General features: G+C 34.3%; 17 protein-coding genes. 7 read left to right on the top strand and 10 right to left on the bottom strand.

Annotated elements, in window-relative coordinates:
• The 3 genes from M666_RS03670 to M666_RS19905 form a co-directional block, all read right to left on the bottom strand.
• Entirely contained in the window at positions 1-1839 is a 1839-nt protein-coding gene (locus M666_RS03670; protein ID WP_082007884.1) for a PAS domain-containing sensor histidine kinase, read from the bottom strand.
• Positions 1840-1930: 91 nt separating this feature from the next.
• Positions 1931-2338 (bottom strand): response regulator, encoded by a 408-nt coding sequence (locus M666_RS03665; protein ID WP_029447709.1) that lies wholly within the window; start codon positions 2336-2338, stop codon positions 1931-1933.
• Between the two features lie 4 nt (positions 2339-2342).
• Positions 2343-4526 (bottom strand): PAS domain-containing sensor histidine kinase, encoded by a 2184-nt coding sequence (locus M666_RS19905; RefSeq protein WP_151198024.1) that lies wholly within the window; start codon positions 4524-4526, stop codon positions 2343-2345.
• Between the two features lie 328 nt (positions 4527-4854).
• On the opposite strand from M666_RS19905, the gene M666_RS03655 reads away from it, so the two are divergent.
• Both M666_RS03655 and M666_RS03650 read left to right on the top strand, forming a co-directional pair.
• A complete protein-coding gene (locus M666_RS03655; protein ID WP_024482646.1) occupies positions 4855-5322 on the top strand; it encodes an ankyrin repeat domain-containing protein in 468 nt (155 codons plus the stop codon).
• Between the two features lie 12 nt (positions 5323-5334).
• Complete coding sequence (locus tag M666_RS03650; protein ID WP_029447711.1) at positions 5335-6108, top strand: nitrilase family protein; 774 nt, start codon at positions 5335-5337, stop codon at positions 6106-6108.
• On the opposite strand, the gene M666_RS03645 is transcribed toward M666_RS03650, so the two are convergent.
• Both M666_RS03645 and M666_RS03640 read right to left on the bottom strand, forming a co-directional pair.
• Positions 6092-7705, bottom strand: a complete 1614-nt coding sequence (locus tag M666_RS03645; RefSeq protein ID WP_029447712.1) for an Ig-like domain-containing domain — start codon at positions 7703-7705, stop codon at positions 6092-6094. The genes M666_RS03650 and M666_RS03645 overlap by 17 nt on opposite strands.
• A gap of 92 nt (positions 7706-7797) precedes the next feature.
• Positions 7798-8418 carry a ComF family protein gene (locus tag M666_RS03640; RefSeq protein WP_316932435.1) on the bottom strand — a complete coding sequence of 207 codons (621 nt, stop codon included), beginning with the start codon at positions 8416-8418 and terminating at the stop codon, positions 7798-7800.
• A 127-nt stretch (positions 8419-8545) separates the two neighbouring features.
• Between M666_RS03640 and M666_RS03635 the strand changes: the two genes are divergently transcribed.
• From M666_RS03635 to katG, 3 genes are all read left to right on the top strand, one after another.
• Positions 8546-9442: a DUF8428 domain-containing protein gene (locus tag M666_RS03635; RefSeq protein WP_025616499.1), complete on the top strand. Its 897-nt coding sequence runs from the start codon at positions 8546-8548 to the stop codon at positions 9440-9442.
• Positions 9443-9479: 37 nt separating this feature from the next.
• Positions 9480-11024, top strand: a complete 1545-nt coding sequence (locus tag M666_RS03630; protein WP_029447713.1) for a glycine--tRNA ligase — start codon at positions 9480-9482, stop codon at positions 11022-11024.
• A 247-nt stretch (positions 11025-11271) separates the two neighbouring features.
• Positions 11272-13506 carry a catalase/peroxidase HPI gene (gene katG / locus M666_RS03625; protein WP_029447714.1) on the top strand — a complete coding sequence of 745 codons (2235 nt, stop codon included), beginning with the start codon at positions 11272-11274 and terminating at the stop codon, positions 13504-13506.
• A 51-nt stretch (positions 13507-13557) separates the two neighbouring features.
• On the opposite strand, the gene M666_RS03620 is transcribed toward katG, so the two are convergent.
• From M666_RS03620 to M666_RS03610, 3 genes are all read right to left on the bottom strand, one after another.
• Positions 13558-13947: a hypothetical protein gene (locus M666_RS03620; protein ID WP_029447715.1), complete on the bottom strand. Its 390-nt coding sequence runs from the start codon at positions 13945-13947 to the stop codon at positions 13558-13560.
• 184 nt (positions 13948-14131) lie between these two features.
• Positions 14132-15175 (bottom strand): OmpA family protein, encoded by a 1044-nt coding sequence (locus tag M666_RS03615; RefSeq protein ID WP_029447716.1) that lies wholly within the window; start codon positions 15173-15175, stop codon positions 14132-14134.
• A gap of 132 nt (positions 15176-15307) precedes the next feature.
• The gene (locus M666_RS03610; RefSeq protein WP_029447717.1) at positions 15308-15826 is read right to left on the bottom strand and encodes a DUF3575 domain-containing protein; all 519 of its coding nucleotides are present in this window, start codon (positions 15824-15826) and stop codon (positions 15308-15310) included.
• A gap of 168 nt (positions 15827-15994) precedes the next feature.
• On the opposite strand from M666_RS03610, the gene M666_RS03605 reads away from it, so the two are divergent.
• Both M666_RS03605 and M666_RS03600 read left to right on the top strand, forming a co-directional pair.
• A complete protein-coding gene (locus M666_RS03605) occupies positions 15995-16756 on the top strand; it encodes an exodeoxyribonuclease III (RefSeq protein WP_029447718.1) in 762 nt (253 codons plus the stop codon).
• Between the two features lie 76 nt (positions 16757-16832).
• Positions 16833-17873 carry an aldo/keto reductase gene (locus M666_RS03600; protein ID WP_029447719.1) on the top strand — a complete coding sequence of 347 codons (1041 nt, stop codon included), beginning with the start codon at positions 16833-16835 and terminating at the stop codon, positions 17871-17873.
• Position 17874: 1 nt separating this feature from the next.
• Here M666_RS03600 and radA read toward each other — a convergent pair whose 3' ends face one another.
• Both radA and M666_RS03590 read right to left on the bottom strand, forming a co-directional pair.
• Positions 17875-19236 carry a DNA repair protein RadA gene (gene radA, locus M666_RS03595; protein WP_025616507.1) on the bottom strand — a complete coding sequence of 454 codons (1362 nt, stop codon included), beginning with the start codon at positions 19234-19236 and terminating at the stop codon, positions 17875-17877.
• Positions 19237-19819: 583 nt separating this feature from the next.
• Entirely contained in the window at positions 19820-20215 is a 396-nt protein-coding gene (locus M666_RS03590) for a hypothetical protein (protein ID WP_029447720.1), read from the bottom strand.
• Positions 20216-20233 lie beyond the last annotated feature (18 nt).

The following is a 20233-nucleotide window of genomic DNA, read 5'->3' as shown; positions in this document are numbered from 1 at the left end:
CTAAATGGTTTGGAAATTAATGGTAAATTTAGTGCCTACATTTACTTCGCTAGTCACAGTAATGGTGCCCCCCATAGCTTCGATTTGGTTTTTTGTAATATATAACCCAACACCTCTAGCATCTTTGTTACGATGAAAAGTCTTGTTCATGCCAAAAATATTTTTACCAAATTTTGCCATATCGATGCCTTTGCCATTATCTTCAAAAGTTAGTTGCACTTTTTTATCGATTAATGTTGTGCAAATTTTGATAATTGGTGATCTGGTCGCTGCGCAATATTTTAGGCTATTGGTAAATAAATTAAGTAAGACACTGTCAAGATAGGCGGGGACTACATATACAAAATAGTCTGGATCAACATCCAATACACACATTCCTTTTTTGTCTTGAAATAACGTGCTAATATTATTTTGAACGGTGGTTATTGCTTTTAGAATGTTGATTTGCGTTAATTTAGATTGAATATTAGCGTCTGTAGATTGTACCACTTCATTAAGATTATACACCGTGCTGTTTAAACTATTGGTAGCACTTTTTAACATCTCTAAAATCTGTTTGCGTTCCTCTGGGTCTTTTTCATCTTCAATCAATGAAGTTAAAACAGAAAGATTGGTAGAGTGCGAACGTAAATCATGAGAAACCATATGCGCAAAATTGGTGAGGCTATTATTTTGCTCACCAGTAATTTCTGCAAATTTTTTCAATTTTATTTCAGTATTTTTCTCGTTTGTAATGTCTTGACAAATACCTAAAGCTCTAAATTTATTATTTTTTGGACCCGTTAAAATGGTAACACTTGCTTTAATATTGCGAATATTATTATTGGGTAACAGCACTCGATACTCTAGTACTCCTGAGCCGTTTCCATTATAGTAAGAAACCACTTCATTGTGTACGCGTTTAATATCTTCAGGGTGTAGTGATTTTTTCCAATTCCGATAGAGGCTCCCGGTGTAATTTTCTTTATCTATATCATGTAATTCAAAATTGATATCATCCCATATAGTATGTCCTGTATTTAAATCATACTCCCAGGTGCCAACATTTGAAGCAGATATTGCGCTTTTTAATTTTTCGGCAGCTTCCCGATACGCTAATTGTGGTCTTTTGTAGGGGTCTATATCTTGGCAGATACCATAAATTCTAACACATTTTCCATCAACAAATTCGGCACGCCCCTTTGTTCTTATCCAAAGTTCTTTACCTGTACCTGTTATCATGATTACTTCTTCATCCCAAGGGGTGCCATTTTCAATAGCCTCATAAGTGGCTTTAAGAATCAGATCTCGGTGCCGGCCTTCTTTGAAATGTACAAAGCATTCATCAAAAGTCTGAGGAACATAATCCAAAGGCATTTCATGAATAATATTTACCATCTTCGTCCACTGAGCCTTGTACGTAAGTAAGTTGAGCTGCCAGCCTCCTGTTCTAGCTACTTCTTGCGCTTCTTTGACTAATTCGTCAATATTTTTGTTATCCGTAATATTTTCCAAAACAACAACAAGGCCACCTATAGAGCCGTCTTCTTTAGTCCAAGGATTAATTTTCCATTTAAGCCAAATATTTCTACCATCCTGTAAAAGATACTTTTTACCCTCATTTTGACAAGAATTTCCTAACAAGCAGCGGTCTAAGATTTCTTTAAATGCGGGAGGGAAGCTAGGAAGAACATCAAAAAAATTCTTATCAATGATATTTTCAATTGTAATGCTGTGTTCTTCTAAAAACATCCTTGATGAGGATAGAAATTCACATTTACTATTTAAGGTCGCAACTGGGATTGGCGCATCTCTTATCAAGGATTCGTTGACTTTTATCTGTGAAAAAAAAGAACCCATAGAAAATACTTAATAATTGATAATTAAATTTAAGAAAAGATTTATGAAAAATATTGCAAAACAGAATTTATATAATTATAAAGTCGTTGGTTTATTGCGAAATTTCGTCAATTACTTTCTGTAAATCATTAGTCGTTACGGGCTTTACAAAGAAATTGTTTACCTCACTATAACTTTTAGCTTTTATTAAATCTCTAGGATCAACAGAAGAGCTTACAATGTAAATTCTAACATTGTTTCTGTTTTCTTCGGGTATTTTAATGAAATCTTCTAAAAAATCCCAACCATCCATGATAGGCATATTTAAATCCAAAAATATAATTGGAGGTATGTTGCCATTTGTATTTAGTAAATCTTTTAGTCCATTTATAGCTTCAAATCCGTTTTCATAAACGATAATTTCTTTACAGAATTTTGTTTCTCTAATTGTTTTCTTTAAACCAAAAACAGAGATTGGATCGTCATCTATCACACAGGCATTTTCTACATATTCTATCATTGGGTTATGCTTTTTCAAAAGTTAATACAAAAGTTGTTCCCTTGTTTACGGTGCTATGTACAGTTATAGATCCATTCATGGCTTCAACTTGATTTTTGGTTATAAAGAGCCCTATTCCTTTGGCGTCCTTATGATTATGGAATGTTTTATACATGCCAAATAATTTTTCTCCGTGTCTTTTAAGATCTATTCCTTGTCCGTTATCAGAGAAATGTAAGGTAATCTGATTATTGCTAATTTTATTTTTTATATGAATTTCTAGGTTCCGTTCTTGAGAAGAATATTTTACACTATTGGTAAATAAATTTAGTAAGATACTATCTAAATAAGCGGGCACAGCTTTTATGATAACGTCTTTTTCTATCAAAATCTTACAACTGGCATTTTTTTCTTTAAGTAAGGCTAAGATGTTCTTTTCAACACGTTTTATAGAATCAAACAAGTTTACATTACTTAAGTTTTCTTGTGTATTGGTGGTAATATGAACAACTTCATTTAAATGGTGTACTGTTTCACTTAAACTTTCAGAAGCATCACTTAACATTCTTTCTAAATTTACTTTCTCACTATTATCTGTTTCTTCTTTTAGGAAGTTGGTAAGCATAGATAAATTTGTGGAATGTGATCGTAGATTATGGGAAACAATATGTGCAAAATTTAATAGGCTTTCATTTTGATGTTTAGTAATTTCTAATAATGCTTTTGTTTTATTCTCGGAGGCAATCATTGCGGTCACATCTATTACTTGAGCAATGAAGTGTGATAGTTTTCCGTTAACTTTATGAACCGTTGTAACCGTTAATAAGGCATTTACAATGGTGCCGTCTTTATGAAAAAAGCGTTTGTCAATAGTATAATTTGTAAGCTGGCCTTCATGCATTTTTTTTATAAAGTGCGAATCTTTGGTCCAATCATGGGGGTGCGTAACCTCAATGATTTTTTTCTGAATCATCTCTTCTCTGCTGTAACCAACACTGGTACATAGACTTGAGTTTACATCAATCCAATTGCCTTCTAAGCCAATTAGAGCCATACCTACAGAAGAATTCTCAAATGCTTGTTGCATAGATTCTTCACTTTTGGTTAATTGTAATTGTGTGTAAATCAACTCTGTTACATCCCAATTTGCACCAACAAGTTTTTTAGCGTCACCAAAAATATCCACTTCTGTATAAGCAACAGATTTGATATTCCTTATTTTTCCGTTGGGAAGAATTATTCTAAATTCTACTTCTAAATCTTTTTTCAGTTCAAAAGCTTCTTTAACTTTCTGCATGCAAAATTCTCTGTCTTCGGGATGTAAGCTTTGATCCCAAAAACTCTTGTGACCATCAAAATCTGCTTTTTGTATTTTGTAGAGATCAAACATCTCATCACTCCAAAATAAGTTTTTGTTGGTATAATTATATTCCCAAATTCCAATTTTAGCAGTTTTTGTTGCTATTTTCAACCTTTCGGCAAGGCGCGTGTAGGCAATGTCTTTTAATTTCTGTTCATGAATATCTTGAAAAGTTCCGTATACACGTACACATTTGCCATCTATAATTTCGGTTTCTCCACGTGCACGAACCCATTTTTCAGTATTATTAGCGGTGATGATAATTAATTCTGTATCCCAAGAATCGCCATTAGCTATAGACCCGCTTACAATAGACGTAATGGTATCTCTAAAGTATCCTGCCTTATAAAAATTTATGCCTTTTTCTAATGTAGGTGCATAGTCTTCAGGAACTTCGTGTATTATTCTAGTTATATCGGTCCAAAATAATTTATTGGATATTAAATCTAACTCCCATGCGCCAATTTGTGCTACTTGCTCTGCTTTTTTTAATAATTCTCTTTCTCTTCTTTCTTCCGTAATATTCTTAGCAATAATAATGATACCTGAAAAGTTATTTTCATTTGAAAAAGAAGGGGAAAGTTTCCATCGGTACCAAGAATTTAAATGGTTTTTTACTTCTAATTCTATAGGTGTAATTTGTTGACTCTCGGTCATTTTCAACACCTCTACTTTTACTTGCTGTGGTATTGAATGATATTCTAGGAATGATATAGTGCTAGAATTAAAATCATTAGGAAACTCTTTTAGCCATGCGCTAGATTGATTTTTAATTTTAAAATTCAAATCAATCACTGTTATAGCGATAGGCAAATCTTGGAGATAATTTAGGGAGGATAATATACTCAAAGCGCTTTATGATTATGGGTTATATGTTCATTATTCTTAATAAAGTAAGAAAAAACGAGCAATATGTAAGTGTTTAATGTACAAAATATTATTTTAATCTAAGTAATACATCTATTTAAGTATCCTATTTAAATACAATAAACGTGATTATATACAGTCTTTAAGCGTAAATTTGGCGGTAAAAGTACATATACTTGTAAGATTTAACTTCATTTTATTAAAAATTTTCAGATTTGAAATTGTGGGTAAGCTTACAACTAATCAATTTGTTAGAGTAATTAAATGAATTAAATGCTTATTTTATATCTTTATATATCAGATTTATCCTATGAATGAATTTTTTTTCAATGAAATAAGAAATGGCAATTTTACAGAAGTAAATGCTATGCTTAAGCAGAATCCGGTTTTATTACACAGTAAAGATCAACGCGGGTCTTCTCCTTTAATTTTAGCTACCTATTATGATCAATTAGAAATTGTAGAATTATTACTAAATAGTGGAGCCAAAATAGATATGAAAGATGCTTCTGGCAATACCGCTTTAATGGGGGTTTGTTTTAAAGGTTATGAAGATATTGCTAAAATATTGATTGATAAAGGAGCAAATGTTAATGAGCAAAATAGCATGGGAGCTACGGCGCTAATTTATGCTGCTACATTTAATAGAGCAAACATTGCGAAATTACTTTTGGAGCACGGCGCGGACAAAACAATAAAGGACGTTCGGGGCAAAACAGCCTTAGAACATGCAGAAATGCAAGCGGTACCCTCGCTTATTGCGTTATTTAAGGATTAATAAATTAGATAGATGTCTAAGACGTTGAATATAGCTATAGTACAGACAGCGTTGCACTGGGAGCAGCCCCAAAAAAACAGGGATCATATTGCTACTATGCTTAAGAGTCTAAAGGCAGAAGTAGACTTAGTGCTACTACCCGAAATGTTTACAACGGGGTTTACGATGCATCCCGAAAATATTGAGGAATCTGAAGGTGAAAAAACCTTAGATTGGATGCGCAAGATGGCTATAGAGAAGCAAATTGCAATCTCGGGGAGTATCGTTTACAGTGAAAATGGCAACTATTATAACCGACTTTTTTTTGTGGAACCAAACAAAGTTTCTGTTTATGATAAACGGCACACATTTACGCTAGCGGGAGAAAGTAAGGTATATACTGCTGGTACAAGTAAAGCCCTCATTAATTTCAAAGGCTTTAAATTATGTCCGTTCATCTGTTATGATTTACGATTTCCTGTATGGTCTAGAAATGTAGAACAGTATGATGTGCTTTTTTATCTGGCTAATTGGCCTAAACCTAGAATTAATGCTTGGGATGCTTTACTAAAAGCTAGAGCTATTGAGAATATGGCGTATTGTATAGGTGTAAACAGAACAGGATTTGATTTCTTAGGGCATGAGTATCCAGGACATTCTGCGGTGTATGATGCGCTAGGAGAAGAGTTGGTGTTCTCAGATACACCTGGGATTAGCTATGCCACACTATCTAAAGATCATATTGATACCACTAGAAAAAAATTAAAATTTCTTGAAGATCAAGATACTTTTAGTCTAGAAGTATAAAATCAAATTTCTCTTCCCAGTTTGCTCGCATTTCTATAAGTTTTGGAGAATGACTCACACGTTCTGGTTGTAGATTGTTCAAGTAACTACCTGTGTCCCATTTACCGTTGCTATTTGTATCAGAAATTACACGAACTAAATACTTTCCAGGATTAATGTGGCTGAATAAAATATCTTTTGGTTCCGTTACGTACTGTTCTCGTTTTATTTTTCCCTTCTCATCTGTCAAGTGAATAATAGCGGGGTAGGTAACATTTCCACTTAAGGTTAGGACAAAATTACCATAATCCGTATACTTGTTTGTCTTTAGATTAAATACAATAGTATCATTGGTGTTTTCAAAGAAATCTTCAATCAACCCAGGATAAATAGCAAGCTTATAAGCCTCTTGTGGCTCTTTATCAAAATTAATTTCAAGACTATTTTTTAGACTATCTAATGACGCTGTGTATTTAACGGCAATAGAATCTTTATTGATGAACGCTATTTTCGTGGTGTCAATTTTAGTAATAGGAGTATTGGCCTCAATGGCAAAATTTTCATTAAAACCAATAGTTCCGTTTATAGTAGGTTTCAAAACAAGAGAGTCTAATGCTAGCTTTCTTTTCTTAACGACAAAGGTGTCTATTACTTTTTGCCTTTCATTAGTTACGGTAAATTGTAATGAATCCATTTCAAATGGGGTAAACCAATAGTTTAGGGTATCCTTATCCCTTAGTTTAGTCACCATTGTTCTTACGGTGTCTGGTAGTTTTGAGAGGGTATTTATTTTGATGTCTTTATAGTTTCCTTGATACCCAAAAATAATTTTATTTTTCGCTTCAAATTTTGGAACAGTAATGCTATAATCTGGCTCTTCTTTAAATAAAGTAAGCAAGTATATTTCTTCGGTAGGTAATACTACAGAATCTTTTATAAATGCAATTTTATCAACTTTTTGGTCAAACAGGTTATTCTTTCCCTCGTCTTTTAGTCCAAATAAGGCATAGGTACCTTTCTTAAGGTTTTTAAGCTCAAACAAAACCGTACTGTCTAAGGTATTAGTAATATAATTCGGTGGTTTTTTATAGATAGTAGAATCGGTATAAGTACTATCCATTTCATAGAGCATAACGCTTACAAAGGTTTCGGCTTCTTTATCAAAAGCATCTTCAACAACCCCTTTAAGGTTTAAAGAATCTATATAAGAACCTGTAGAAAAAACGTACGTAAAAAAGCTATTAGGATTTCCTTCATTATTATCTACAATACTCTGCCCAAAATTTAAAGTATAGGTGGTGTTCTCTTTTAAAGTGTCTTTCAGTTGTATTTCTACATATTTACTAGCAGCACCTGCAGGAGTAATTATAGGCGTGTTTTTTAGTGGAGGTGAAACAATGAGCTGATTCTGTACATCATTTAATTTGATGTATTCATTGAAATAAAGGCGAATTTTATTTCCTTTAAAATTGACCGTCATATTTGCAGGTTCGGCCTTTTCTAATTTCGGAGGAATAGTATCTTTAATACCTCCAGAAGGGGTTCCTCTACGAGCACATTGGTATAAAGAAATTGAAGCTAATAATAAAAACAAGCAAGCAAGGAATCGTCTGATCATAATAAAAGTCAAATTCTAAATAACAAAGAAACAACTATTTTACTAAAATTTCATTTTGATCTAGGAGTAAAAAATAAAACAAAATGTTAAGTTTATAATACGATCGCCATCGTAAGAAGGTAGATGGTAACTCCTTTTTCTGTTTCAAATGCTTTTACGCAAGATTCTAAAGTAGCGCCTGTAGTTACTACATCATCTACGATAAGGATATTTTTATTATAGACCATGTGGTTAGCGTTTAGTTTAAATAAATCTTGATTACTCTGCCATCGGAAAAAACGGTCTTTCTTTGTTTGCGTTTTTGTGTTTTTAGTTTTTATAAGCACATCTTCAAGGAAAGTAGCATTTAGGTGATGGGCAATTTTTTGAGCAAACAAACTTACTTGGTTATAGCCTCTTTTTTTTAATTTCTTTTTGTGTAACGGCACAGGAATTACAAGGTCAATGCTAGGAATGTTTCCGTTCTCTTTAAGTTTACTTCCACACCAATCTCCTAAAAAAGCTCCAATTTGTTGTTGATTTTTGTATTTTAAGTGATGAATAAGATTTTTGACAATACCGTTTTCAGTGAAAAACAGAAAAGAACTTGATTTTTTTACAGAAACTCGCCCATAAAAAATACTATCAAAAGGGTTTTCTACGTTATAGGTATACTCGGTAAGCGGCAATTGGTTTCGACAAACGGTGCAGATTAATCGTTCACCTTTACTCAAGTGTGCATTACATCCAAAACACCCCCTGGGTACTAGGATGCTGTTAATATCATTTAGTATCTTTGAAAACCTTATATACATATATTTGATTGACTAAAACCGAATTACAAAACCTACTTAGCCTTAAATGAATTATCAAGATACTAAATTCAATTATAAAATACTCCTTGCAGCACTAATTGCTGTTGTGATTGGTATTCTAATTGCATTTTACTATAGCTATGCGCAATCTCAAAATAAAATTGATTATTTAGAGGATGAGAAAGCTATATTGGTTAAAGATTTAACCATGATGAAAGCAGAGGTTTCTAGGCTTTCTACTTCTAATGAAGTGAATGAAATAGAGATGCAGCACGCGCAATACCGAATTGATCAGCTACTGGATTCTGTAGGGGTTTTAAATTTTGATATCGCAAAGCTTCGTGAATACCGCAAAGAGCTTCGTAAAATGGAGTTAATGCATGATACGCTTAGGCTTAGAAACAATTCTTTACGTTATAACAATTCTATTTTGTCTCAAAAATATAACGAGACAAAAACTAAGATGGAAATTTTAGAAAATAAAACAGGAAAGTTAGAAGAAGCAGAAGCTACCTTACTTAAGCAAAATAAGATTATTAGTGAGAAGCTAAAAATTAAAAGCTACCTGAGGCTGCAAGGACCAGAGGGTACTGGGTATAGAATTCGTGGGGGTGATCCAATACAGACCAACAAAGCTTCTACTATTTCAAGGCTTAGAGGTTGTGTTGCTGTTGCTGCAAATGTAGATGTAGTTCGGGAAGAGAAGATTATCTATTTACAGTTTTTAGATCCGCAGAAAAAGGTAATTGCACACAATGCATTTACCATAAATGTAAACGGTAACACCTATAGTAAGAAAGTTGAATTTATTTTTGACGGTACTCGAGAAGATATTTGTGATGCGATAAGTGTGCCCGAAGGATCGTTAGAACAGGGAACTTATACCCTAAATGTATTTGAAAACGAAAAATTGCTTACTTCAACTGAATTTCAGTTAAAATAAATTATTCGTTTTTAGGGTAATATTCTATTTTTGCCGCATGGCAAATCAAGAAGACAAATTTAAAAAAGTAATATCGCATGCTAAGGAGTATGGATATGTTTTTCAATCTAGTGAAATTTACGATGGTTTAAGTGCGGTTTATGACTATGCTCAGAACGGTGCGGAACTAAAAAAGAACATTCGAGAATATTGGTGGAAAGCCATGGTTCAAATGAATGATAATATTGTAGGGCTAGATTCTGCTATTTTCATGCATCCAACGGTTTGGAAAGCTTCAGGTCACGTAGATGCCTTCAATGATCCATTGATAGATAATAAAGATTCTAAAAAGAGATATCGGGCAGATGTTTTAGTAGAAGATTACACTGCTAAGATTGAAGCTAAAATAGATAAGGAAGTAGCTAAAGCAGCAAAACGCTTTGGAGATACTTTTGATAAAGATCAATTTCTAGCCACCAATCAACGTGTTGTAGATTATCAAGAAAAGATAAATGCTATATTAAAACGTTTGGGTAAATCATTAGAAAATGAAGATTTAGTAGATGTTCGTAATTTAATTGATGAGTTAGATATAGTTTGCCCTATCTCTGGTTCAAAGAACTGGACAGATGTTAAGCAGTTTAACTTAATGTTTGGTACCAAATTAGGAGCATCTGCAGATAGTGCTATGGACTTATACTTAAGGCCAGAAACAGCACAAGGTATTTTTGTAAACTTTTTAAACGTTCAGAAAACAGGACGTATGAAAATTCCTTTCGGAATTGCACAGGTTGGGAAAGCTTTTCGTAATGAAATTGTAGCGCGTCAGTTTATTTTTCGTCAACGAGAGTTTGAGCAAATGGAAATGCAATTTTTTATTCAACCAGGTACGCAACAAGAATGGTATGAAAAGTGGAAAGAAAACCGTATGAAATGGCACCTTTCTTTGGGTATGGGGCAAGACAATTACCGTTTTCATGATCATGAAAAATTAGCACACTACGCGGATGCTGCTGCAGATATTGAATTTAAATTTCCATTTGGATTTAAAGAATTAGAAGGGATTCATTCAAGAACTGATTTTGATTTATCGCAGCACGAGAAATTCTCTGGTAAGAAGTTGCAGTATTTTGATAACGATTTAAAAAAGAATTACGTTCCTTACGTGGTAGAAACTTCTATTGGTTTAGACCGTATGTTCTTAGCTGTTTTCTCTAATTCTTTAGAGGAAGAAGAATTAGAAAACGGAACAACAAGAACCGTATTGAAACTTCCTGCTGTTTTAGCTCCAACAAAAGCAGCGGTATTTCCTCTGTTGAAAAAAGACGGACTTCCAGAATTAGCTCATGAGATTATTGATGAATTAAAGTGGGAGTTTAATGTGTTTTATGATGAAAAAGATGCCGTCGGAAAACGTTATAGAAGACAAGATGCTAATGGGACACCATTTTGTATTACAGTAGATCATCAATCTTTAGAAGACAAAACAGTTACTATTCGTCATAGAGATACGATGGAGCAGGAAAGAGTGGCTATTGAAGATTTAAAAACCATCATAGGTAAGGCGGTAGCTATGAAAGAGTGGTTGATGAAAATGCAATAATATTTTTTAATGATATTTTAAGGGTCTAGAATTTTTAATTCTAGACCCTTTTTTTGTGCCTTAAGAATTATTTACAATCTAGTAATAAAAAATGTAAAACATTTAACCGCTATTTTTTGTATTTTCATTGAGAATCAGAAACTTAATTGCAATATAGTTTTTATCTATTAAAAAAATATATTCAATAGATAAACATGTGGTACTTTAGCTTTTGTTACGATAGAAAATCAAAAAAAACAGTTTTATAATGGAAAATAATGCTAATTCAGGGAGCGCTCCCCAAGGTAAAAACTTCGACATTAATGAAAGTTCGGCAAAATGCCCTTTTTTAAGTGGCACAAATAAACATACAGCAGGTGGTGGTGTAGAAAATAGAGACTGGTGGCCAAATGAGCTAAAGCTTAATATTTTACGTCAAAATGCTACAAAATCTAATCCTATGGGAGAAGATTTTAATTATGCAGAAGCCTTTGCTAGTCTAGATTTTGCAGCACTTAAAAAAGATGTCACAGATTTAATGACAGATTCACAAGATTGGTGGCCGGCAGATTATGGTCATTATGGAGGATTAATGATTCGTATGGCTTGGCATAGTGCAGGTACCTATAGAGTTGGAGACGGACGCGGTGGAGCAGGAGCTGGTAACCAAAGATTTGCACCTATTAATAGTTGGCCAGATAATGGTAACTTAGATAAGGCACGTTTATTATTATGGCCTATAAAACAAAAATATGGTAACAAAATTTCTTGGGCAGATTTAATGATTCTTGCAGGTAATTGCGCTCTAGAATCTATGGGCTTTCCTACATTTGGTTTTGCCGGCGGACGTGAAGATGTTTGGGAGCCAGAGCAAGATGTATACTGGGGTAGTGAAACAGAATGGGGAGCAAATGAAGAACGTTATAAAGAAGGAGATTTAGAAGATCCTTTAGCAGCGGTTATGATGGGGTGGATTTATGTGAACCCAGAAGGGCCAAACGGAAACCCAGACCCTTTAGGTTCTGCACATGATGTAAGAGAGACCTTTGGAAGAATGGCAATGGATGATGAAGAAACGGTAGCGTTAGTGGCTGGAGGGCATACCTTTGGTAAAGCACACGGAGCTGCAGATCCAAATGAATATGTTGGAAAAGAGCCACATGGAGCACCTATTGAAGAGATGAGCACCGGTTGGAAAAATAGTTTTGGAACAGGGGTTTTAGATGATACTATTACGAGTGGTATCGAAGGAGCATGGACACCAAACCCTATACAATGGGATGCTGATTATTTTGATGTTTTGTTAAATTATGATTGGGAATTAACTAAAAGTCCGGCAGGAGCACATCAATGGAAACCAACAGCGGCCTCTAATGCTAAAAGAGCTCCAAAGGCAGGAGATGCTAATGGAAGACAAGATTTAATGATGACTACTGCGGATATTGCTTTAAAAGTAGATCCTGCATATTTAGAAATATCAAAACGTTTTCATGCAGATCATCAAGCATTTGAGGATGCATTTGCACGCGCTTGGTACAAATTAACACATCGTGATCTAGGACCAATATCTCGTTATTTAGGACCGGAAGTGCCTAAAGAAGAATTATTGTGGCAAGACCCTATTCCTGCTGTTAATTATACTTTGAGTGATGCAGACCTTTCTACATTAGAAGGAATGATTTTAGATTCAGGATTAACCATCTCACAATTGGTAACTACAGCTTGGGCTTCTGCATCTTCATTTAGAGGATCTGATAAAAGAGGTGGCGCAAATGGTGCTCGTATTCGTTTAGAACCACAAAGAAACTGGGAAGTAAACAATCCATCGGAACTACAAAAAGTACTAACGGTATTAGAAGGTATTAAAGCTGATTTTAAAGGAGAGATTTCAATAGCTGATTTAATTGTATTAGCAGGAAATGTAGGGGTAGAACAAGCCGTTAAAAATGCAGGGTATACTACCAAGGTGCAATTTACAGCAGGTAGAGGAGATGCTACGCAAGAACAAACTGATATTGAAGGATTTAATTACCTGAAACCTTTAGCGGATGGTTTTAGAAATTACATGAAACCTGGTTTGAAAATAGCGGCAGAAGATTTGTTAATTGATAAAGCAAATTTACTGACCTTATCAGTTCCGGAAATGACAGTTTTAGTGGGAGGTCTACGTGTGCTAGGAGCCAACTATGATGGTTCTAACCATGGAGTCTTTACAGATAATAGAGGAAGTTTAACTAATGATTTCTTTAAAAATATATTAGACTTCACCTATACATGGAAAGCAACTTCAAATGACGATAGCCTTTTTGAAGGTCGTAATCGGAAAACAAATGAAGTAGTTTTTACAGGAACTCGAGCCGATTTAATTTTTGGTTCTAATACGGAATTAAGAGCAATTGCAGAAGTATATGGTGCAAGTGATGGCCAAGATCGTTTAGTGAAAGATTTTGTTGCAGCTTGGACGAAAGTGATGAATTTAGATCGTTATGATTTGAAAAAATAATAACGTAATAAACTTTATATATAAGGTGGTCTAGAAATAGACCACCTTTTTTTATTGTGATATAGTGTAAATGATACTGTCAAGTGTAATAGATTCAATTTTAGCTAAATCAAATGAATCTTCAGCATCAAATGATAAAGTGCAACTAGAATTTGCGTCAATCTCGTAGCATGGTGTAGATTCTGTAGAAAGCAGTGTAGTAGTGAGACTGTCTGCGGTTGTAGTGATACTATAGAATCCAGTAATGTCTGAGTTGTTGGGGTTTGTGAAATTTATTTCATAGCGAAGTCTGAAAGTGTCATTTCCAGTATCTGAAATAAACTCAAAATACACAACATCAATAATAACATTTTTCAAAATTATAGGCTCTTCAGAGTCATCACTTGTGCATCCATAAATAAAGAAAAGCCCTATAAGCAAATAAAAATTTTTTTTGATCATGAGAGGTAGCGATTAGATTAAAAATTAGGTAATCTAATGTATTCTATTTTTTGATTCATCAGAAAAAAAAATACACGCTCAAGAGAAAAATTATGCTATTAAAATATAGCAAATTGGGGGTAACAAATGCACATATTTTTTAGGATATATACCAGGTTAACTAATGAGTTAGTAGTTGTCTTTATTAGTGTATTTTGACCAATTCTACGCGCCTATTTTTAGCTTTGCTTTCTTCAGAATTATTAGGTAAAAGTGGGTTGCTAGCACCAAAACCTTTTGCTTGTAAGCGATGAATAGCAATACCTTTAGCTGCTAGGGCATACATGACGGTGTTTGCCCTGTCTATAGATAGTTGTTTATTTCTTTCCGCATCTCCGCTAGAATCAGTGTGCCCTTCAATAGATATCTTTAAACTATCGTTTTCATTTAATAAGGTAAATATTTCAGCCACCAATTTTTGTCCGTCTGGTTTTAAGGTTGCTTTATCAGTATCGAAATTGATGTTTAGAATGGCTTTTCCTATTTTGTCAATGTCAGATTTCATTTCACTGGCAGTTGGGGGTTTTATGGTTTGATTAAAACCTTTTAGTTCCACGATGCCAATTTCAGCGCGGGCAGAATTACTCCATACCTGAAAAATTATCTTTCCGTTTAAATGATTCAGCGCATAGTGCTTTACAGGGGAACTATTATAGGGGTCTCCTTGAATATAGTTAAAAACAGTCTTATCATCTTCTTTGTTTAGGTTTTCTATTTGCTCTCGAGGTATTTGACCTTTAAAGATTAAGTGAGCCCCAATACTTGCTAAATGCTGCTCCATACTTTGATCAAATAGGTACTGCTTAAATTCGGTATTAGGATCTGTCATTGCAAAGTCCAGTTCTGCCTTTTTTCCTTCGGCATTGAAAAAGTTTGTACCTGTATAGGTTATTAATTTGTTGAAATCAGAATATTTGGTCATTCCATTTTCTGCCTTTTCATGAATACCCTCTTTTCTAATCATAAACCCCTCGGGAGCAGATAGGTATGGGAAATTTCCAATGTCCACTTTAGAAAGCGGAATTGTAGACCAGTCAAAATCTTTAAACGCTGCTTGTGTCTTATTTATTTCTACAGTTTGTGGTGTAGTCGCTTCCATTTGTACATCTGCTTCTTTCTCTGTTTTCTTATCGCTTTTGCAAGACAGTAGGATAAGATGTATAGCTGCTATAAATAATAGTTTTCTCATCGGTGTTCCAAGTTATAATTATGTGCTAAAATTATTTTTTAGGGATTCATAAACTCGATGAAAAGTTACATACTTCGTGGGTAAGAAAAAGGTTAAGAAATTTTAAAGTTTGTGTTGTGAATTCGTGAGATTTTAAAATCGAAATCCTACAGAAAGTCCAGCTCTGTACATAAAAGTATTTTGATATTCTTGAGGGTTCACATTCCGACCTAAACCAGCATTAAACTCTAGCGTAAACTTCTGACTACGGGTTGCAAATTTATGGCCTATACCTATACCGATTGCGGTAGTGTTGTAGCGATTGTTTAGAGTGCTACCCGTAAATTCAGGATCATCAATTTCTCCAGAATAATACAATCCAAATGCTTCAGCAAAAAAGCCACTACGTGGTGCATAACCAAAATAGGCCCTAAAATTTGGACCTATTCCAAAGTTTCCATTGTAATTCAATGGTGTGTTATTAAAATACAAGGTGCCGCCAATACTGGTATCTTCATTTAAATAATATTCATAACTACCTTCTACTGTGGTGGAGGCTAGAAACAATCCAATATTGAATTTCAATTCGTGGTTTTGATTGTAGGTTCTATATGCTTGTGCGGAAACCAACCCGCTACTTAAAACAAGCAGTGCTATTAGTATTTTTTTCATTTGAATAGTATTTGGGGATTAAAAATCAATTAGCATACCAAAAATTAAAACCTTAGAAACAGATAGCTTTTTAAATGGCTTCAAGCTTGCTTGTTATGGAGAACATTATGTATTTTCGGCAATCAATAGGATTCATAAAATAAATCCTTCAGGGAAAAATAGCTATAGATGAAAATTGTTTCGTACAACGTAAATGGAATTAGGGCAGCGATAAATAAAGGTTTTATAGATTGGTTAAAAGCCGTAAATCCAGATGTGGTTTGTTTGCAGGAGATTAAAGCAATGGAGGAACAATTAGATCTAAGCTTGTTTGAAGACGCCGGATACTCGTATAATTATTGGTATAGCGCACAGAAGAAAGGGTATAGTGGGGTCGCTATTTTATCTAAAACAAAGCCCAATAATGTGGTGTACGGTACAGGTATAGATTATATGGATTTTGAAGGCCGAAATATTCGTGCAGACTATGATGGTGTATCTGTTATGAGTATGTATTTACCTTCTGGGACCAATATGGATCGCTTGGATTTTAAATTGAAATACATGGCCGATTTTCAAGAATATGTTACAGAATTAAAGGAGGAGCATCCTAATTTAATAATTCTTGGGGACTATAATATTTGCCACGAGGCCATAGATATTCATAACCCTGTGGGCTTAAAAAACACTTCTGGTTTCTTGCCTGTAGAGCGAGAATGGATAGGCACTTTTATAAATAGTGGTTTTATTGATAGTTTCCGGTATTTTAATGATGAGCCAGATAATTATACGTGGTGGAGTTATAGGGCAAATGCTAGAAACAATAATAAGGGATGGCGTTTAGATTACGCCCTAGTAAGTGAGCCTTTAGAAAAGCGCTTACAAAGAGCCGTAATTTTAGCAGAAGCAAGGCATAGTGATCATTGTCCTATTTTAGTCGAATTGAGTTAATTTTTATTTCAATAGGAAAGAAATAGGCAGTTGATATGCGTATTTTTGGTTTTTAAATTTTTTCAACCCATTTGTTATGTTTTATACTAAATTACCACATACCGATATAGAAGTTAGTAAGATTTGCTTAGGAACAATGACCTGGGGAAATCAGAATACAGAAGCTGAGGGTCATGAGCAAATGGATTATGCCGTATCTCAGGGAGTTAATTTCTTTGACACTGCAGAATTGTATCCTATTCCTGCGCATCCAGATCGCAAATCGGCAACGGAAAAGATAATTGGTACTTGGTTTGAAAAAAATAAAAATCGCGATAAAATTATCCTAGGATCAAAAATTGCTGGGAGAGCAGAATTTACAAAATTTATACGGACTACGGGTTTTGATAGGCCATCGCTTATTGAAGCGGTAGAGGATAGTTTGGAACGTTTAAAGACTGATTATATAGATTTATACCAATTGCATTGGCCAGAACGAAATACCAATTATTTTGGTAAACGTGGCTATACCCATGATGCAGCAGATTTTTGGGAAGATAATTTTCATCAAGTTCTAGAAACATTACGTGATTTAAAACAAGAAGGGAAAATAAGAGAAATAGGTATATCTAATGAAACTCCTTGGGGCGCTATGCGCTATTTGGAAGAAAGTAAGGTGCATATTACCTTACCTAGAATGATTACGATTCAGAATGCATATAGTTTATTGAACAGACAGTTTGAAACCGGATTATCAGAAATAGCACATCGTGAGAATCTTGGCCTTTTAGCATATTCTCCATTAGGATTTGGAGTTTTAAGTGGTAAATATTTAGGTGATAGACTGCCAGATAATTCTCGATTAAAACTTTTTCCTAACTACAATAGATACAGTGGAAAAACGGCAATAGCAGCCACACAAAAATATTATGAGTTGGCACAAGCTAATGATTTGTCTCTAGCGCAAATGTCTTTAGCTTTTGTTAATACTAGACCTTTTTTAACAAGCAATATTATTGGGGCAACGAGTATGCGTCAATTGGAAGAAAATATAGCGAGTATTAATGTGGAGTTAAGTGCGGATGTTTTAGAAGGTATTGAGAAAATTCATAATGAATTCCCGAACCCAGCACCTTAATTTATCCAAATAAATAGTTGGCTACATCTTCAATTTTTGCTACAAGTTGAATGTTTATCTGTGTATTTTTTAGACTGATTTTATTGTTTTTGGAAACGAAAATAGTGTCAAATCCTAATTTTTCGGCTTCCGTGATTCGTTGTTCTACGCGTTGTACAGGGCGTATTTCGCCAGCTAATCCAACTTCGGCAGCAAAACATACACCTTTTTCTATGGCAATATCTTCATTGCTGGAAAGTATAGCGGCAATTACGGCCAAATCGATGGCAGGATCATCTACGGAAATACCTCCAGTAATGTTTAAGAATACATCTTTTGCGGCTAATTTAAATCCAGCACGCTTTTCTAATACAGCCAAAAGCATGTTTAAACGTTTGGCATTATAACCCGTTGTAGAACGTTGAGGTGTACCGTAAACAGCAGTACTTACCAAAGCTTGTATTTCTATCATAAGAGGGCGCATGCCTTCTACAGTAGATGCTATTGCGGTACCACTTAAGCCTTCGTCATTTTTAGAAATTAGAATTTCAGACGGATTGTTCACTTCACGCAAACCACTGCCTTGCATTTCATAAATTCCCAGTTCAGAGGTAGAGCCAAACCTATTTTTTAAGGAGCGTAAAATGCGGTATACATAATTCCGATCGCCTTCAAATTGAAGCACACTATCTACCATGTGTTCTAAAATTTTTGGACCGGCAATAGAACCATCTTTGGTAATATGGCCAATTAAGATCACGGGAGTATTGGTTTCTTTAGCAAATTTAATAAGCTCTGCAGTACATTCTCTAATTTGAGAAATACTTCCGGCGGCAGATTCAATATGATCAGAATGTAGCGTCTGTATGGAATCAATTACCACAATATCAGGCTCGGTATCTTCTATCTGCTTAAAGATATTTTGAGTTTTTGTTTCTGTAAGAATAAAGCAAGTATCGCTATTGGGGTGAATACGGTCTGCACGCATTTTTATTTGCTTCTGACTCTCTTCTCCAGATACGTATAGCGTTTTATAAGGTAGTTTTAAGGCAATTTGGAGTAGTAATGTACTCTTTCCTATGCCAGGTTCACCACCTAAAAGTGTCAAAGAGCCAGGAACAAGACCGCCGCCTAAAACACGATTAAACTCTAGGTCAAATGTATTTAATCGTAATTCTTTCTCCGTGCTAATTTCGTTAACTCGTAAAGGCTTGGAAACTTTCTTAGTGGTATTTGTCGGAGTCTTCCAGCTAGATTTTTCTTCTTTTTGGACTACTTCTTCAACAACGGTATTCCATTCTTTACAGGCGGTACATTGTCCTACCCATTTAGCATATTGTGTGCCGCAATTCTGACAAAAAAAAGCTGTTTTTGTTTTAGCCATTCCCTCTTTTAGGTTTTGGATAAAGGTACTAAATACCATGTAATTAAATAGGGAAAATTTAAGCGTAAAAAACACTTAGAGGGATCTTTAAACACTCGAAATCTATATTTAATCTCAAGGTAGGCATCCTGATTTTTCCTTAAACAGTTATGTTGGAGATTAAATTAAAATAAATAAGTACGATAGAAAATACAAAAAGACTGATAAGAATAAGGTCTGCTATTAAGATAAATACATAGCGAAATTTAAAGACAAGAAATAGGCTTACGACTATTCTAGATATAAAAAAAGCACCGAGTACTTTGAAGTATACTAAAGATTTCGTGTTAATTAAATGTGCTGTTTGAAAATTTAAAATAGACTTAAAATCTCGTGTAAATCCGCAGGTGGGGCATTCTAGCCCGTAATTTGTTTTGTAATAGCAGGTAAGTGTATCCTTCGAGATTAAAATGTAGAGTAGTGCTGCGGCGAAAAATAGAATAAAGAGTAGGTTAAAGAAAAGATGATTTCTACGATGTATAGCATCTGATTTTTCCATAAACTAAAGGGTCTGCTCTATTTCTGATGGCAGTTTTAAATCTATTTAGTTAAAGGAAGTTTCCCCCGGTAATTCTTCCGGGATTACTTCTAGCTCTTCTCTCTCTTCCTGTTCTTCTGTGTTTTCTATCTCTTCAATTTTTTCGAACTCTTGTAATTCTATTTGGTCAAAAAATACTTTTGAGGTTAGGTAAAACTGAAGCCCAATAGACGCAATGCCTAGCAAAGAAACGGCCATAGCGATAATGGCGAGTGCTTTTGCTTGTTCTAACATAAACACCCTAATCACTGCTATAATTGACAGGATGACTGCTATGGAGCCAAAGATGATTGCGAAAACGCCTAAACAAGGAATTATAGAAAATATTAAACTTAAAATTCCACATACAATTCCGATAATAGATAGGATATTAGAATTTGATTTGTTGGGTTGGTTTTCCATTTTTTTAAAGTAATGTGT

Source organism: Cellulophaga baltica 18, assembly GCF_000468615.2.
Classification (GTDB): domain Bacteria; phylum Bacteroidota; class Bacteroidia; order Flavobacteriales; family Flavobacteriaceae; genus Cellulophaga; species Cellulophaga baltica.
Note: the sequence above shows the minus strand (reverse complement) of the source record. Positions and strands in the feature narration are given on the sequence as shown.

Bases quoted from the DNA above. Each gene is read 5' to 3' on its own strand.
- M666_RS03670 (WP_082007884.1), bottom strand. From the start codon at position 1,839: ATGGGTTCTTTTTTTTCACAGATAAAAGTCAACGAATCCTTGATAAGA.
- M666_RS03665 (WP_029447709.1), bottom strand. From the start codon at position 2,338: ATGATAGAATATGTAGAAAATGCCTGTGTGATAGATGACGATCCAATC.
- M666_RS03655 (WP_024482646.1), top strand. From the start codon at position 4,855: ATGAATGAATTTTTTTTCAATGAAATAAGAAATGGCAATTTTACAGAA.
- M666_RS03650 (WP_029447711.1), top strand. From the start codon at position 5,335: ATGTCTAAGACGTTGAATATAGCTATAGTACAGACAGCGTTGCACTGG.
- M666_RS03645 (WP_029447712.1), bottom strand. From the start codon at position 7,705: ATGATCAGACGATTCCTTGCTTGCTTGTTTTTATTATTAGCTTCAATT.
- M666_RS03635 (WP_025616499.1), top strand. From the start codon at position 8,546: ATGAATTATCAAGATACTAAATTCAATTATAAAATACTCCTTGCAGCA.
- M666_RS03630 (WP_029447713.1), top strand. From the start codon at position 9,480: ATGGCAAATCAAGAAGACAAATTTAAAAAAGTAATATCGCATGCTAAG.
- katG (WP_029447714.1), top strand. From the start codon at position 11,272: ATGGAAAATAATGCTAATTCAGGGAGCGCTCCCCAAGGTAAAAACTTC.
- M666_RS03620 (WP_029447715.1), bottom strand. From the start codon at position 13,947: ATGATCAAAAAAAATTTTTATTTGCTTATAGGGCTTTTCTTTATTTAT.
- M666_RS03615 (WP_029447716.1), bottom strand. From the start codon at position 15,175: ATGAGAAAACTATTATTTATAGCAGCTATACATCTTATCCTACTGTCT.
- M666_RS03610 (WP_029447717.1), bottom strand. From the start codon at position 15,826: ATGAAAAAAATACTAATAGCACTGCTTGTTTTAAGTAGCGGGTTGGTT.
- M666_RS03605 (WP_029447718.1), top strand. From the start codon at position 15,995: ATGAAAATTGTTTCGTACAACGTAAATGGAATTAGGGCAGCGATAAAT.
- M666_RS03600 (WP_029447719.1), top strand. From the start codon at position 16,833: ATGTTTTATACTAAATTACCACATACCGATATAGAAGTTAGTAAGATT.
- radA (WP_025616507.1), bottom strand. From the start codon at position 19,236: ATGGCTAAAACAAAAACAGCTTTTTTTTGTCAGAATTGCGGCACACAA.
- M666_RS03590 (WP_029447720.1), bottom strand. From the start codon at position 20,215: ATGGAAAACCAACCCAACAAATCAAATTCTAATATCCTATCTATTATC.